13 protein-coding genes are annotated in these 15,680 nt (G+C 37.3%); 2 read left to right on the top strand and 11 right to left on the bottom strand.

The window, feature by feature from the left end; all coding sequences use genetic code 11:
• Positions 1–454 precede the first annotated feature (454 nt).
• The 8 genes from RG571_RS07895 to RG571_RS07860 form a co-directional block, all read right to left on the bottom strand.
• Positions 455–1,906, bottom strand: coding sequence for a response regulator transcription factor (locus RG571_RS07895; RefSeq protein WP_114635047.1), 1,452 nt, complete (start codon positions 1,904–1,906; stop codon positions 455–457).
• Entirely contained in the window at positions 1,903–3,627 is a 1,725-nt protein-coding gene (locus RG571_RS07890; protein ID WP_002339906.1) for a sensor histidine kinase, read from the bottom strand. The genes RG571_RS07895 and RG571_RS07890 overlap by 4 nt, the downstream gene beginning before the upstream one ends.
• Positions 3,620–4,234 carry a DUF624 domain-containing protein gene (locus RG571_RS07885; RefSeq protein WP_002297732.1) on the bottom strand — a complete coding sequence of 205 codons (615 nt, stop codon included), beginning with the start codon at positions 4,232–4,234 and terminating at the stop codon, positions 3,620–3,622. The genes RG571_RS07890 and RG571_RS07885 overlap by 8 nt, the downstream gene beginning before the upstream one ends.
• A 344-nt stretch (positions 4,235–4,578) precedes the next feature.
• On the bottom strand, positions 4,579–6,036 hold the full coding sequence (locus RG571_RS07880) for an ABC transporter substrate-binding protein (RefSeq protein WP_114635045.1): 1,458 nt from the start codon (positions 6,034–6,036) through the stop codon (positions 4,579–4,581).
• A gap of 40 nt (positions 6,037–6,076) precedes the next feature.
• Positions 6,077–6,982, bottom strand: a complete 906-nt coding sequence (locus tag RG571_RS07875; RefSeq protein ID WP_002319765.1) for a carbohydrate ABC transporter permease — start codon at positions 6,980–6,982, stop codon at positions 6,077–6,079.
• A gap of 27 nt (positions 6,983–7,009) precedes the next feature.
• A complete protein-coding gene (locus RG571_RS07870; protein ID WP_002285971.1) occupies positions 7,010–7,957 on the bottom strand; it encodes a sugar ABC transporter permease in 948 nt (315 codons plus the stop codon).
• 478 nt (positions 7,958–8,435) lie between these two features.
• Positions 8,436–9,155: a pseudouridine synthase gene (locus RG571_RS07865; RefSeq protein WP_002285969.1), complete on the bottom strand. Its 720-nt coding sequence runs from the start codon at positions 9,153–9,155 to the stop codon at positions 8,436–8,438.
• 48 nt (positions 9,156–9,203) lie between these two features.
• On the bottom strand, positions 9,204–10,850 hold the full coding sequence (locus RG571_RS07860; RefSeq protein WP_114635043.1) for a polysaccharide biosynthesis protein: 1,647 nt from the start codon (positions 10,848–10,850) through the stop codon (positions 9,204–9,206).
• Positions 10,851–11,028: 178 nt separating this feature from the next.
• Between RG571_RS07860 and RG571_RS07855 the strand changes: the two genes are divergently transcribed.
• Together RG571_RS07855 and RG571_RS07850 are read left to right on the top strand one after the other, a co-directional pair.
• Positions 11,029–11,619, top strand: coding sequence for a YitT family protein (locus RG571_RS07855; protein WP_308947593.1), 591 nt, complete (start codon positions 11,029–11,031; stop codon positions 11,617–11,619).
• Between the two features lie 91 nt (positions 11,620–11,710).
• Positions 11,711–13,216: a UDP-N-acetylmuramoyl-L-alanyl-D-glutamate--L-lysine ligase gene (locus RG571_RS07850; RefSeq protein ID WP_002297725.1), complete on the top strand. Its 1,506-nt coding sequence runs from the start codon at positions 11,711–11,713 to the stop codon at positions 13,214–13,216.
• A gap of 83 nt (positions 13,217–13,299) precedes the next feature.
• Here RG571_RS07850 and celB read toward each other — a convergent pair whose 3' ends face one another.
• From celB to RG571_RS07835, 3 genes are read right to left on the bottom strand one after another with little or no spacing between them, the layout of a single operon-like run.
• The gene (gene celB / locus RG571_RS07845; protein WP_002285961.1) at positions 13,300–14,652 is read right to left on the bottom strand and encodes a PTS cellobiose transporter subunit IIC; all 1,353 of its coding nucleotides are present in this window, start codon (positions 14,650–14,652) and stop codon (positions 13,300–13,302) included.
• Positions 14,652–15,170 (bottom strand): hypothetical protein, encoded by a 519-nt coding sequence (locus tag RG571_RS07840; RefSeq protein ID WP_002297723.1) that lies wholly within the window; start codon positions 15,168–15,170, stop codon positions 14,652–14,654. Before RG571_RS07840 ends, celB begins: the two co-directional genes overlap by 1 nt.
• Before the next feature lie 15 nt (positions 15,171–15,185).
• The gene (locus RG571_RS07835; RefSeq protein ID WP_002285954.1) at positions 15,186–15,512 is read right to left on the bottom strand and encodes a PTS cellobiose transporter subunit IIA; all 327 of its coding nucleotides are present in this window, start codon (positions 15,510–15,512) and stop codon (positions 15,186–15,188) included.
• Positions 15,513–15,680 lie beyond the last annotated feature (168 nt).

The raw sequence follows: 15,680 nt of genomic DNA, 5'->3' as shown, positions 1-15,680 counted from the left end.
CTGCCCTGCATCAAGTAATAAGAACAACCAAGCAAAAATAGCTCCTCATATTTTTCGTTTGGTTGGTCTTATTACCGCAGATGCAAGCTTTTGAACACCGTTTATTGAGAGGTTGTGAAATCAGCGTTCTGACCTGAGTATTAGAGAGACAAATGGCAAAATAGTTCCTCATATTTTGCCATTTTTTGAGCTAATACCGAGGGTCAGCTGATTGAACACCGTTTAGTGGAGAGGTCGTGAAAAAGCTGTTTAGTTTCGAGTATTAAGAAAAATTTTGTGAAAATGGCTTTTCACATTTTTGCATAAATTTGGCTTAATACCGAGAAACTGGCTTTTGAACTCCGTTTATCGAGAGGTCGTGAAAAAGCTGCCTTGCCTCAAGTAATAAGAACAGCCAAAAATTAGATTTCTAGACAATTTTTTATAAGTTATTTCATTACATTGGCTTTTTCTTTTATGATTCTCCACTGTTTTCTCGGTACTCTTTAGGGGATCTGCCGACGATTTTCTTGAATAATTTAGAGAAATACGTGGTGTTGTTGTAGCCAATCTCACTTGCTATCTCATTGATGTTTTGATTACTGTGCAAAAGCAGTTGTTTCGCTTTTTCCATACGTAAATGGTTCAAATAAGCTGAAAAACTTTTTTTCGTTTCTTTTTTGAACAGCTGTCCTAGATACATGACATTTAAATGCAGGTTTTCTGACACTTCTTTGAGTGTAAGTGGTTCTTGATAATGCTGGTGCAGGATTACGATTACTTTTTCCACATTGTCACTGTACTTTTTCTGTCTCTGATACTTTTTGATGAATGACAGAAGTAGCTGCTGAAGTTCTTGCACCGTTTTTGCCTGATGGATTTTTTCGATTCCTTGTAAATATTCCTCATCTTCCAGATCAATCAATTCCCGTTGAATCTCCATAAACAGTAAAAAACTGGAATATCGTATATCTTCCGGCATCATGGCTGCTAACTGAAACTGTTCAAAAAAATCAGTGATCATTTTTTGAGCGACTTCCAATTGTTTATTTTGTAGCACGCGTCTGAAACTTGAAAAATCGATGGTTTGATCTTTTGTTTCTGCTTGTACTGCGTAAAAAACATGCTCGTCTTTATCTCCATAAAATTGATGCAACTGTAGATTGTCTTTCGCTTGTTGGAATGTTTCAGGGATTTTGTCCAAAAAATCTGTCTCTTCCCCGATACTAATCAGCCATTCCTGATCAGGAAAGTTTTCTTGAACAAAACAACAGAAGCCATCAACTTCATCTGCCTCCAACAACAACGTGATCAATACACGGTCTCCGTAATTTCGTTGATAGTAAAAGATTTGTTGCCGTTCTTGCAACCATCTATTGATAAGAGTATCATGAGTTCTTGCCAGTTGAATCAATACTATCCTATGTTGCTTCTCACTTATTTGTCCTATTATTTCTTCTTCACTTATTTCATCCAATTCTTCATTCAACCATTGACTGAATAACAGTTCTTGATAGATTTCTTGTTGATTTTTTTGTTCATTTTGCTGATCTAACCGTGTTTTGATTTTCTTGAGGCTTTCAACCAATTCGAACTTATTCACGGGTTTCATCAAATAATTCACGGCGCCTAATTGCATACCTCCTTTCAAATAATCGAACTCTTGGTATCCTGATAAAATCATAAATTCAAAATTATGACGTTCTTTTTGAGCCGCTTCAATAAATTCCAGTCCATTTATTTCTGGCATTGTCACATCCGTTACTACTAAATCAATCTGTCGCTGTTCAAGTACAGCTAGTCCTTCTTTGGCATTCTCTGCTGTTGCTACTATTTGAAAGCCTAAACTTTGCCAATCAATTATCTTTTTTAACCCATTCAAAATCATGTATTCATCATCTACCAATAACACTTGATACACGCTCATCCCTCCTTGAATGTAATAGAAACGGTCAGTCCACCTGTCTCATTATTCTCAAGCGACATATAATAACTGCTGCCGAAGCTGGCACGTAAACGTTCATTCACGTTTTGCAGACCGATAGATCCGTGAAGTTCCACTTTAGGATGAGACAGTTTTTCTTCCACCTGTTTTAGCCGTTTTTCAGTCATCCCTTTTCCATTATCTTTGATGATGATCCTTACCCGTTTGCCTTCCTGCAAGACTTTGACACTTAGCGCATTATCGAATCGAGTAAAATCAATACCGTGTTTAAAATAATTTTCAACTAATGGCTGGATCACAAATTTAGGTACTTCGATCTTTTCCAAATCAGGATCGATCATAAAATGATAGGCTACTCGATTAGGATAACGCATTTGATACAAATAGACATATTTTTCGCAAAAGTCCAGTTCTTCTTTTAAAGTGATCGTTTTCTCTTGATTCGTATTGTTTCGAAGCAAAGCGGAAAACGCATATACAACATCTGCTAATTCTTCACTTCCTTCGCTGATTGCATACATTCGGATATATTCTAATGTATTATATAAAAAATGTGGATTGATCTGTGCTTGAAGCGCCCGCATATGTGCGTCTTGCTGTTTGATTTCTAATTTGTAGATGTCTTCTACAAACTGATTGATGCTATCCAACATTTCGTTGATACCGATTGAAAGTTCCTTCAGTTCATATTCCGTGTTTGTTATGTCGATCCGCGTCTCTAAATTCCCTGCTGCTGTTTGATCCATGGCCTGCATGACGATAGATACTTGCTGTGAATATCGCTTGAATGTTTTATAAAGAAAGATAAGCAATATATTGTCTAAAATAATGATACCAATGATCAGCGGGGCAAGATTTTTTCCCGTTTCGATTTTTACACTTTTTTTATCTAGTACAGCTAATATACGATAATCATCAGACAGTTCTTGGTGTTGAACAAAATTGTTTTTTTCCAGATCGTCAATCGGCAATTGTGAATTTTTCTGCAGACTCTCTGTGATGATCATTTCTTGTCTTTCAAACGTTTCTTTAGCTATTTTATTATCATGGAATGTGTATAGTCGATTTGTCGTTCCAGAAATCATGTATAAAGAGAGTCCATTGAATGACGTTAGATTTTCTAAAATCATATCTAGTTCTTTCTTTTGAAAACCAATAAAAATACTTCCTGACTCAGCTCCTCCTTGTGTGATAGGCAACTTGATATAAAAAGCGTCTAGTAATTTTGGTGTCCCCTTTTTTATTTCCCCACCTTTGTTTTCTCTAGAAGATTCATAATACTCCGGTAGTTGATTCAACACGATATATATCGCACTTAGTTCTTCATAATTTGCGTAGAGATCTTTGATTTGATTTGGGAAAGAAACTAATTCATCGGTACTGTTTTGCTGTTCGTATACATACATCAGATACTGATCTATGGGTTTTGTTAAGTAGGTCGTCACATTTTCGATCTTTTCGGAATTCCCTACAAGCTGGTTTTTGATGATCCTACTCAAGGTTGTTTTATCATTCAGCATTCTGCTTGTGCTTTGAACGGCATCACTTGTCATGTTTTCTGCCTGTTTTTGATTTTGTTCCCAAGTATGGATACTAAAAATAACGGTAGCAGTCATCGTTACACCGATCATGATAACCGCGTATTTCCGCAACAGACGATTGAGTAAGGTTCCTTTTGAAAATAGAATCCGAAACTTATTCATAACTTTCCAACTGTTTATCTAATTCTTCACGCCAGTGTGTTGTCATCGTACCATTCCAAACTGTCAAAAGACCAATGACACCAAACAGGATCAATCCTTTGAATTGCCAAGTCACGCCTAAAATTATACCGCTACCAATAATTATTTTTAGAAAAGACGAAAAGCTGGAAAAAACCGAAATAAAACTTAGCTTTAGCAGATTAGGAACAGAGATCGTATATTCACTATCTAAAATCATACTGTATTGATAAGTAGCAAATAGGCAGAGCAAGGCAAAAAGTAAAATAAAATCAATAGCTAAAAAAATGAGCCCTTTGATTTGAACAGATAAATATAAATTGTAACTCAATAAAGCAGTACCAGATAAAAATAAACTAAATAGCAGATTGCCTCTTAAAAAATTTCTTTTATATATATTCCAGCCTCTTTTTATTGTGATTTCTTTATACTCGAATCCGTACAAATAAAATAGTTCATTGACTGTTTTCCATGCCGCACCTAATCCAAAGATGATCCCGCCGGCAAATGTATATATCCAGAAATACAAGGTTAGTTTTATAACGACCCAGATCCGGATAAATAACTCTTCCAAAACCTTCCCTAACATATCTTCTCCTCCAAACATTAAGTTTATACTTTCTCATTATACAAAAAAAGGTTGGGAAATCAGCACCTTGACCTGATTATTAGAGAAACAAACGGAAAAATAGTTCCTCATATTTTGTCGTTTTGTGAGCTAATACCGAGGATCAGCTGATTGAACACCGTTTACCAAGAGGTTGTGAAATAGCCGCTTAGTTTCGAGTAGTAAGAAAAATTTTGTGAATATGGCTTTCCACATTTTTACATAAATTTAGCTTAATACCGAGAAACTGGCTTTTGAACACCGTTTATTCGGAACAAGAGGTTGTGACACGTCTTTTGTCACAACCCCTTTGTCTTTATTCATTATTATTCTTGTCGGAACTCATCATATTGTTTTTGCATTTCTTTCAATACCTTATCATAGCCAGCCTTGTCCAAAGCGTCTTTCAATTTCGGTAATGTTTCATCTGGATCAACAGTCCCTGTATTCAATCCATCTAAATATTGATTCATGACATTAGAAATATTACTTAATTCTGTTTTGACACTGTCAGTGTTGAAGCTGAATCCTAAAATCGGTGAAGTTTCTGCATCAGCAATCGATTGATCACGTTTGGCAATCATGTCATCCGTAATAGACTCTTGTGTATATAGAATCTTGTTGTTTCCTGTATTCCAAGCAGACATATGTGTATTTGGCTGATAACCATCTAGCAATTTGATTTTATCATCTGAACCATCGACTTTTTCCCATGCTTCTCCTTCGATCCCCCAAACAAGCCCATTCAATAATTCTGGATAACTGTTAAGCAGCCCTAGAAGTTCTACTGATTTTTCTTTATTTTTTGAAGTATTTGATACGACAAAATTTGCCATTTGTGCTTGAGCTGTAGATTTTAGTGGAACAGTAATTGCTTTTGAAACAAGTTCTTGTTTTGCTGCATTTGTCAAAATCGTATCGCCATAATCATACGGTCCTTGTGTTTCTCCACGCATTAGCCAAGTATTTCCTTCTAGTGGATAATCCTTATTGCTCGTTGCAGCGTCACTTGGAATGAGTCCTTGTTTGTACCAGCTATGCATTGTACGTAACAGTCCGATATACGTTTCATTATCGTATTGGTTGATGATTTTCGAATCATCTCCATCCAGATCAATAGCAAACGGTAACGTATTCCCTAAAGGATAATCAAAGTTCCCTTGGACTTTGAAGCCTTGTCCAATGGCAAAAGCTGCCGTGTTTGGTTCTTTTTCATGGAATTCCTTCAAGACTTTTTCTGCATCAGCGTAAGATTGGATTCCATCAATTGAAAGATCGTATTTATCTAGTAAAGCTTTGTTAAAAGTAAGTACTTGTTGAACAAAGACATTTCCATTGACTGGGAAAGCATATAATTTTCCATTGACCAGATTTCCTTTAATATATGCTTCATCTAAATCATTATAAGCTTTTTCAGCGTACTTAGGCGCTAATTCAGTCAAATCAGCAAAGGCTCCTTTTTGGGCATTGGAAACATAGTTGTTCGCAAAGGCGATATCATAATTTTCCCCGGAAGAAATGATGACGTTCATTTTCTTTTCGTAATCGCCCCAGCCAATGTAATTGATATTGACTTTTACACCGATCTCTTTTTCGATTCGTTTGTTTGCTACCTCCATCAATTGATCGAAATTATCTGGTTTATCTCCGATTTGATACATCTGCAAAGTGTCCGAATTGCTAGCTTCTGCCTGGTCTTTAGAACCAGAACCTCCGCATGCTGCTAATGTTCCCAACAACAACGCTGAAACACCTGTAAAGGCTAGTTTCTTCCATAACTTCATTTTTCTTCCTACTAATTTTATGATTTATATTTTTGTTTCTTTATTCTTTTACTCCGCCGATTGTTAGACCTTTGACAAAATGCTTCTGGAAAAATGGATAGCTGATCGCAATAGGCAACGTCGAGATGACTACGATCGCCATTCTGGCAGATTCTCCTGGAACTGAGGCTAATCCGCCTGTCAATTGGCTTCCTGCTCCTGAATTTTGTGTCAGATATTGAATATTACTTTGGATTTTCATCAAAAGATACTGTAGTGGAACTAGCTTATCATCTTGGATGTATAGTAAAGCATTGAACCAGTCATTCCAGTAACCCAATGCGGCAAATAAACTGATTGTCGCAATACCTGGAACAGCTAACGGTAAAACGATCTGAACAAATATTCGCAGTTCGCTAGCTCCATCGATCCGTGCCGATTCAATAATCGAATCAGAGACCGAACGTTTAAAGAATGTGCGCATCACAATAATATTGAAGGGACTGACAGCCATTGGCAAGATCAATGCCCAAATCGTATCTTTTAACTGAAGAAGATTTGTCATAACAAGATAATTGGCCACCATCCCTGGTGAGAACAACATCGTAATCAAACAAAAAACGGTAAAAAAACGACGGAATGGAAAGTTTGACCGTGAAATCGCATAAGCATATAAAGAAGTAGCCGTGCTATTGATCAGTGTACCTAAAACAGTAACAAGTACAGTGACGAAAAGCGCTTGGAAAATTTTATCCTGCATCTGGTCGAACAAGTACGTATAACCAAATATACTGAACTTTTCTGGCCAAAAACTGTACCCGTGAGTCGACAATATGGACTCATCGGTAAAAGAGATGGCGATAACAAATATAAATGGCAAAATACAGGAAATAGCAAAGAGTGCAATCATTATATTAGAGAAAAAATTAGCCGTCTTATTGAAAGAGCGGACTTGGACTCTCTCCACTTTCTTTTTTTTTCATTTTTTTCCTCCTTAGAATAATGCAGAATCGCTATCAAAACGTCGGGCGATCGTATTTGTGATCATCAACAAGACAAAGCCGACAACTGATTGGTAAAGTCCTGCAGCAGCCGTCATACCAAAATCTCCTGTGGATGTCAGGCCATTGTAGATATACGTATCCAAAACTTGAGTCACATCATATAATGCACCGGAATTCCTAGGAATGTTATAAAACAGGCCAAAATCAGCTCGGAAAATGTTTCCTACGGCTAAAATCGTTAAAATCGTCATTAGTGGAATAAGTTGTGGTATCGTCACATGTTTGATCTGCTGCCATTTGCTAGCTCCATCAACCATAGCAGCTTCATAATAAGTCGGATCGATTCCCATAACAGATGCAAAGTAAATAATGCTGTTATAACCAATCCCTTTCCATGTACCAATGAACACCAAGATAAACGGCCAATATTTCGGTTCATTATACCAATTGACAGCTTCTCCTCCATGTCCAGTGATCCACTGATTGAATATTCCTTTGTCAGGACTTAAAAAAGCGTAAACAAAGTAACTGATAATGACCCAAGATAGAAAATAAGGTAGTAAGGACATCGTTTGATAAACTTTAACGAGTCGTTTATTTCTCAACTCGCTCATAATGATTGCAAATACGACTGAGATCAGCAGATTCAAAAGGATAAATGCTACATTATATAAAATTGTATTTTTAGTGATGAGAAATGCTTGATCCGAAGAAAATAAAAATTTGAAATTTTCCCAACCCACCCAAGGACTTTCCCTCAAGCTAGCCAAGAACCCATCTGCTGAAATATGAAAATTTTTGAATGCTACGACATTCGCCATTACAGGTATGTAAAAGAAAAAAATCATCCAAAGCATACCCGGTACAGCCATCAGGACAAGTGCTTTATAACGCCATAGATTCATAAAAAAATGATTGAACCCCTTTCGTTTTTTCATCTAAAAACCCCTTTCGATTCATTCGCAACGTAATTATAGCGCTTTCAATAATGAGAATAAATAAACAAAGTATAGGGAAAATGAAACAAAGTATAGGAGAGGTTGTGAAATCAGCGTTTTGTCCTGAGTATTAGAGAAAAAAACGGGAAAATAGTTCCTCATATTTTGCCGTTTTTTGAGCTAATACCGAGGGTCAGCTGATTGAACACCGTTTATCAGAGGTTGTGAATTCAGCGTTTTGGCCTGAGTATTAGGGAGATCGTGTCCTTACTATCTAACTCTAAGTCACAAGGAACAATGGGGACTTTGACAAAAGTCTTGTCACAGTCCCTTATTCCGAACAAACGGTCTTCCAGAAGTAGCTTCTACGGAAATAAGCCGAAATTTCACAAAAAAGCCATCCGAAAGTCAGACGGACAAGTCTGCTTTTCAGATGGCGCTACAACTACTCTGCTTATTCTTTTAGCTATCCATTCAATTATTTTTCTCTCACTTGTTCTAGCTCTTCTTTGGTCATGGGTCGATATTGCCCTTTATTCAAATCTTTAGGCAGCCAAAATTTTCCCATACGGATTCTTTTTAAATATAAGACTTCTTTTCCTACTGCTTTGACCATTCGCTTAACTTGGTGAAACTTTCCTTCATGCAAAATCAGACGGATAATTGAAGTTTCTGTTTCTTGATCTACTTGATCAATTTGGAGCTTTGCCGGCAATGTCTGCTCATCGCCATCAATAATCAGTCCTTCTGCAAATAAACGGATATCTTCTTCTGTCATTATACCGCTAACCTCAGCTAGATATTCTTTCTCCACATGTTTTTTAGGTGATAGTAACTGATGGGCAAACACCCCGTCATTCGTTAAAATCAAGAGGCCCTCTGTGTCTTTATCTAATCGGCCGACTGGAAAAAGATCTTCCCGATAATCCTGGTCTTCCAATAAATCGATTACGGTTTGATCATGATTATCCTGAGTAGCAGAAATGACTCCTGCAGGTTTATGCAAAATGTAGTAAAAATCTTTTTGATACGTAATGATTTCTCCTAAATAAGTAACCGCATCTTCGAATTCATTTACTTGCGCTTTATCGCTTTTCACCACTTGTCCATTGACTTCGATCGTTCCTTTTTTGATCAATCCTTTGACTTCTTTGCGGCTGCCAAGTCCCATATCTGCTAAAAACTTATCTAAACGCATGCGTTTCCCCCATTTCAAAAGAGCATCAATCTAGCTCTTCTGATTCACTTATTTTATTTTTAATTTATGTCGTAAACGCGCTATTCCTGGTCCTAGTAGTCTTTCTGCCAAGCGGATTTTCAAAGCTAAATAACCATACACTAAAGCCCCTATACCTGCTACTACAAGAATCAACAATAGAGACTGGAATTTGCTATCTTCGTTTAAAAAAGCACCAAAAATCATCTTTGTGATCCACGAAGCCAAAAGCATAATCAAGGTAAGAATAAAGATCAGCAATGTCCTGCGCCAGACAAAACTTGGTTTAAAGCGGGCTACTTCATGGATTCTCTTTAAGATCAGGGTACAAGACACAGCAAATCCGATCATTGTCGCCAATAAAGGGCCGTATACTTCAAATAAACGAATGGCTGGGTATTGAAGAAGGAGTTTCACTAGAAACCCAATAACCAAACAATTAATTGCCGCCTTGTTTTCAAACATTCCTTGCAGCATGTTGGAAACTAGCATATATAGTCCTAGGAAGAGTCCTACAAAACTTGCTTGGATCAGTACATTACTTCCTAGAGAATCCGGTGTATAAAATAATGTATTTAGCGGATAGGCAAGTAACATAACACCAAATGTCGCCGGAAACATAAAAAATGAAAACAACTGTAAATTTCCGCTTGTCAATTTTGCCAGACCTACTCGATCTTTCAACGTAACAGCTTCTGTAATCAACGGTAACCCAGTAGACGCGATCGATGTTGCCAATGCGATAACTACCATCGTCAACTTATCTGGATTGGCACTAAAAATCGAAAAAAGATCCAGTAACTGTGCATTGGAATACTCGGTGGATGCAGACATGATCTTCATAAAAGTGAACTGATCGACTAATTTGAAGATCGTTACCCCTGAACCCACAATAATAAACGGAATCGCTTCTTTAACGGTATCTAACAACAATTCCTTCGTTGCAATATTTACTTTGTTTTCGCTGTAGTGAATAAACGCCGATGTATACGCTTGATGTTTCTTCAAAAAATACAAAAGGACAAGAATACTTGCTAGCATACCGATAAATGCCGCGAAAGTTGATTGCGTGACCGCCGTCACATAGTCACCATCCATGACTTTCATGATGATGAATGTAGCCAATAGCATATAAAAAATACGTGCCACCTGTTCTACAATCTGCGACAGCGCATAAGGCATCATCTCTTGATTGCCTTGAAAATACCCTCGTATCACACTCATAAAAGGAAAAACCAATACAGCGATACTCAAAGAACGCATCGTTGGAATCAGTTCTTCTCCGCCACCAGAAGCATGGGCTAGCCAAGGAGAGGCGATGTACATGAACAAAGCAAACAATAGGCCTAACCCGCCCATCATCTGTAATGCACGGATAAATAATCGTCGTGAAGTGCCATATTCATTCAATGAATTATAGCGTGCAGTTTGTTTTGCAATCGCAGCAGGTATTCCTGCTGTAGAGATCAGTAGAAACAATGCATATATATTGTATCCCATATTGAATAATCCATTGGCAGCCTTAGCATTTTCGCCCATCCAAGCATACCAGGGAATGATATAGACAGCGCCTAGCAATCTTGAAATGATATTACTGGCGGTCATCCAAGCAGAGCCTCGTGCCATTTTTTCTTGCGGTGTTAATTGATCTAATGCTGGTTTTCTTTGATTATCCATCGGTCAGATTCCAACTTTCTACAAAACATTACTATCATTTTAATTGGTAAAACAGAAACTGGCAATCGATTTTATATAACTTTTATAAGAACAATCGTTTTTTTGAATTCGGTTTCGTTTTTTTGGTAAAGTAAAGAAATATACAGCCTTTTATGGCTAACATTTATAGGAGATATCAATGACACAAGAAATAAAAAAACTACCCGTTATATTTTTAGGTCTTTTCTTTATCACAGTTGGATTGAATTGGTTCTTGCTCCCTCACGATATAGCTTCCGCCGGAGTGGGCGCCATCGGACATTTAGTTGAAACGGCCTTTTCTATCCAACGCTCAGTTACTGTTTGGAGCATCAATCTTATGATGCTGCTTCTAGCCGCTGTCCTATTAGGAAAATCAGTATTTTTTAAGACTGTAGCGGGAAGTCTGCTTTTTCCTGTTGTTTTAGAGATTGTTCCAAAAGTGGAAATGATCTCCTCACATTTCTTTTCACTGATTTCAGGAAGTCTTTTGTTCAGTCTTGGGGTTTACACATTGTACACAGTCGGGGCCTCAAATGGCGGTATAACGATACCGCCGATTATTTTCCACAAATTTTTTCGACTTCCAATGCCGCAAGGACTTTTACTTACCAATAGTCTTATCGTCTTTTTGAATTATTATGTTTTTGGATTGTTGGAGACACTATTCATTCTCCTATCTATTACAGTCAGTTCATTGTTTATGAAAATACTCATCCGCTTGTCCCCTGTGTCAAGAAAATTTGAATAAAGCTGGATTTTGTCATAGCGGAAACAAACGATATATTAAAAAGAGTGTGCTATAATAAACCAAGAAATTGAATGAAGCGAGGGATCAATCAATGAGCTTCTCTTTAGAAGACATCCGTCATTTACTATTAAAAGAAAATCTATTAAAAGAATTTGTTTCAACAAGAGGCTGGCATCTTGATGTACCAGAAAAAGCTGAATTTCTTCAGTTAAGTTATGATTCAAGAAAAGCTGATGCTTCTACTTTGTTTTTCTGTAAAGGAATGAATTTCAAAGAAGAATATTTGGATTCAGCAATCGAACAGGGTATTCAATATTATGTATCAGAACAACCATACGAAAATTCAGCAGTAGGAATCATCGTAACGGATATCCGTAAAGCAATGGCGCTTCTTGCTATGGCTTTTTACGACTATCCGCAAAATAAATTGAAAGTGATCGGATTCACTGGAACAAAAGGTAAAACAACTGCTGCGTACTTTACAAAAGCAATCTTGGATCACACAACAAATAAAAAAACAGCATTGCTTTCTACTATGAATACAACGTTAAATGGCAAAACATATTTCAAATCCCATTTGACAACGCCTGAGTCATTAGATTTATATCGTATGATGTCAGAAGCAGTTGAAAATGGTATGACTCATCTAGTGATGGAAGTTTCTTCACAAGCTTACAAAACACAACGCGTATACGGCTTGACTTTAGATGTCGGAATCTTCTTGAATATCTCGCCTGACCATATCAGTCCGATCGAACATCCGACATTTGATGACTATTTCTATTGCAAGCGACAATTGATCTTGAATTCAAAAACAGTTGTTTTAAATCATGAAAGTGACTATTTTGATTTACTTAGGGAAACAGCCGATCTATTCCAGATTCCAACGATCACTTATGGTCGTTCGGAAGAAAGCAATTATCAAGTGATCCGTTCAGATAAAGGTACTCACGGTTTTACTTTATCTTCTCATGAAGATCGCTTAGCTATCTGCGATACTGCTTATGATATTTTGCTGGCTGGAGGATTCAACCAAGAAAATGCAGCCAGTGCGATCATTGCCGCAGCACTAACAGGTGCCTCCAGTCAAGATGCACAAGACGGATTAAAAGAAGCTCGTGTACCAGGCCGAATGGATCAATTGATCCAATCCAATGGAGCGCATGTCTATGTGGACTATGCACATAATTATCTAAGCTTGAAAACATTGCTGGAATTTGCCAAAAATGAACATCCAGATGGCCGTGTAATTGTTGTATTAGGCAGCCCAGGAAACAAAGCAATCTCCCGTCGACATGATTTTGGAAAAGTGCTATCAGAAACAGCTGACATCGCCTTTTTGACGGCAGATGACCCAGCATTTGAAGATCCGAAAAAAATCGCGGAAGAAATCAATGAAGCAATTACTAATCCAGATTTGATCGTTCATTATGAAATGGATCGTCCTGAAGCGATTCGACGCGCTTTAGCAGAAAGCGCTCCGCAAGATTCAGTCGTTATTGCGGGAAAAGGCGTGGATCCCTATCAAAAAATCAATGGTGTAGATGAACCTTATGAAGGGGATTATGCAATCGTGAAGCGGTTGATTGAAGAATAATGGTATTTATATACTAGTGGTTTCCCATTTCTAAGAAAAAAAGGGACTGTGATTTTTTGTCACAGTTCCTTTTTTCTTAGAAATCATTTTAACTTTTCACTAGCTAATTCTGCTGCCTTTTCTCTTTCTTCATTTAATAATTTATTATCATAGAATTTGATAAATGGGAACCAGATAATGAATGCGATGATTGCACAAATGACTGCTAACACAGCCGCTTTCCAATCACCACCACTACCAACAAATGCTCCGATCCCGACTGGTGAAGGCCACGGCATCTGTGCAAGCATCGGTTTGACGATTTCCAGCCGAATGGCAAAATAAGCGAGTGTAGCAGAAGCCATCGGAGCTAAGAAAAACGGAACCGCTAAATAGGGATTGTAGACGATTGGCATCCCGAAAATGATTGGTTCATTGATGTTGAATAATCCTGGTACAAGTGAGGCTTTTCCTAACACTTTCAGCTGATCAGATTTCGCGAGGAATGCAATAAAGATGATCAATCCTAAAGTCGCACCTGATCCACCAACGGTTACATAAGAATTGTTGAATTCTCCTGCCAACGGATAATTTGCGCCTTGTGCGTTAGCTGCCATATTAGCTAATACGATCGGGGTCAAGAAAGAAGTGATGATATTCGCTCCATGGATCCCTACGATCCACAATGCATGGATCAAGAAATAAATCACCATGACACCAAGCCATGTATTCGTCAACTGCGTAACAAACCCAAATGGGATAGCAATCATTTTGAAGATATCCGTTCCTAGTGCAACTAATAATCCATTGATGATCATCACCACAAACGCAATGACAAATGTTGGGATCAGAGCAGTGAAAGAACGAGAAACTCCTGGCGGAACAACATCTGGCATTTTTATGACCCAATTTCTCTTGACACACATACAATACAATTCGACCGCAATAATCGACATAATAATAGCTGTAAAGATTCCTGAAGTTCCTAAACGTTCGACAAAAGAGCCCATCCTAATACCATTTACTACAGTTTCTGTCTCATTGATAGAAGCAATCAAGCTGATTTTACCATCAGTCATGATCAATTCAGGGATACACATAAAGAATGCAAAAACAGATAGTAATGCCCCCGTGAGCGGATTAACATTTAATTTTTGTTCATCTCGTTCAATTGACGTTAATTCATAAGCAAACACAATGGCAAAGTAAATAGATAAAATCCCCATCGTCATTGTATTGACGATCATGTACAAGTCACTAACTTTGAAAAAAGTTGCATTAAAAAATCCTTCTAAAAATGGGAACGGTAATGGCAAAATATTTAAAACCAAAAACATCGAGCCTACAATCGTGAAAGGAATAGAAGCCATCCCCGCTGCCATGACAGCCCGAACGATTTTAAGTTGCGCAATTTTCCCCATAGGTCCCATCAGGTATTTCTGCAAAAAATCAAACATTAGTTATTCTCCTTTCCTAAATATAACGCTTTTTCATATTGTTTAATACGGATATACTGTTGGTCTTGGTTGAGTGAAATTTTCTTTAAACGATACTGTATAAATACACTGGTAAAAATACCGCTTACAACAAGAATGAAAACAAATAACTGTCCTCCATTGTTATTTGCCATAAAAGGATACAAGAATGTAAATCCTGAGGTAAACAACACTGGAATCAATAATAAATTAAAGACACTCTGGAACAAAAAATACCACTTTGTCCATGGAACGTTCGTTTGGTGTTTTCGATAAAGCTTTACTTGTTCTCCTACTGCAGGCAAAATAGCTAAAATCAGAATCATCGGTAAACTACTTCCTAAACTTTTAGCTGATAGAAGCAGAATCATCCATTGCATGTTCATGAAAAAGAAAAAGGCAGTCAGGTAACGTACGATTAGATAACGATTGAAATACATGTTTTTCAAACTAAGTTGCTTTTTTTCTAATTCGATTTTCCTTTTTACTGTATCCTGCACAATGATCCTTCCTTTCTATTTATTTTTTTGATACAAATAATTCATTTCCTGTGCAACTTCCAATAATGTCATCGTCGTCATCAGATGATCTTGTGCATGGACCATGATAATTTCCATTTCTATTTTTGTCCCGCTGGCATATTCTTTCAGAAGTTGAGTTTGTGACTGATGCGCATGAAGAATCTCTTCATTTGCTTGTCGCAACTTCTCTTCTACTTCTTCAAACATCTCTTTACGCATCGAGCGAAATGCTTCATGTATCAGTGTCCGTGCATTTCCGCTATGGAAAATGATATCAAAAGAAGTCACTTGTAGTGTTTCACTGTTTATTTTTTCAGCCATCTGTTTTCCTCCTTATTCGATCAGTTTGATAAATTTACTGCTGAAATTCTCAAAAATAGGTTCAGCTAAGATTTCCTGCTGTACTTTTAGCTGGTCAACTAACCTAACGATTGCTTTAGTCACGACCGTAATTCCTTCATTTTCGATATAAGAAGGCGAAACTAAAAA

It is taken from the genome of Enterococcus sp. FR204, from assembly GCF_031143325.1.
Taxonomy (GTDB): domain Bacteria; phylum Bacillota; class Bacilli; order Lactobacillales; family Enterococcaceae; genus Enterococcus_B; species Enterococcus_B faecium.
This window is presented reverse-complemented; position numbering and strand designations above follow the sequence as displayed.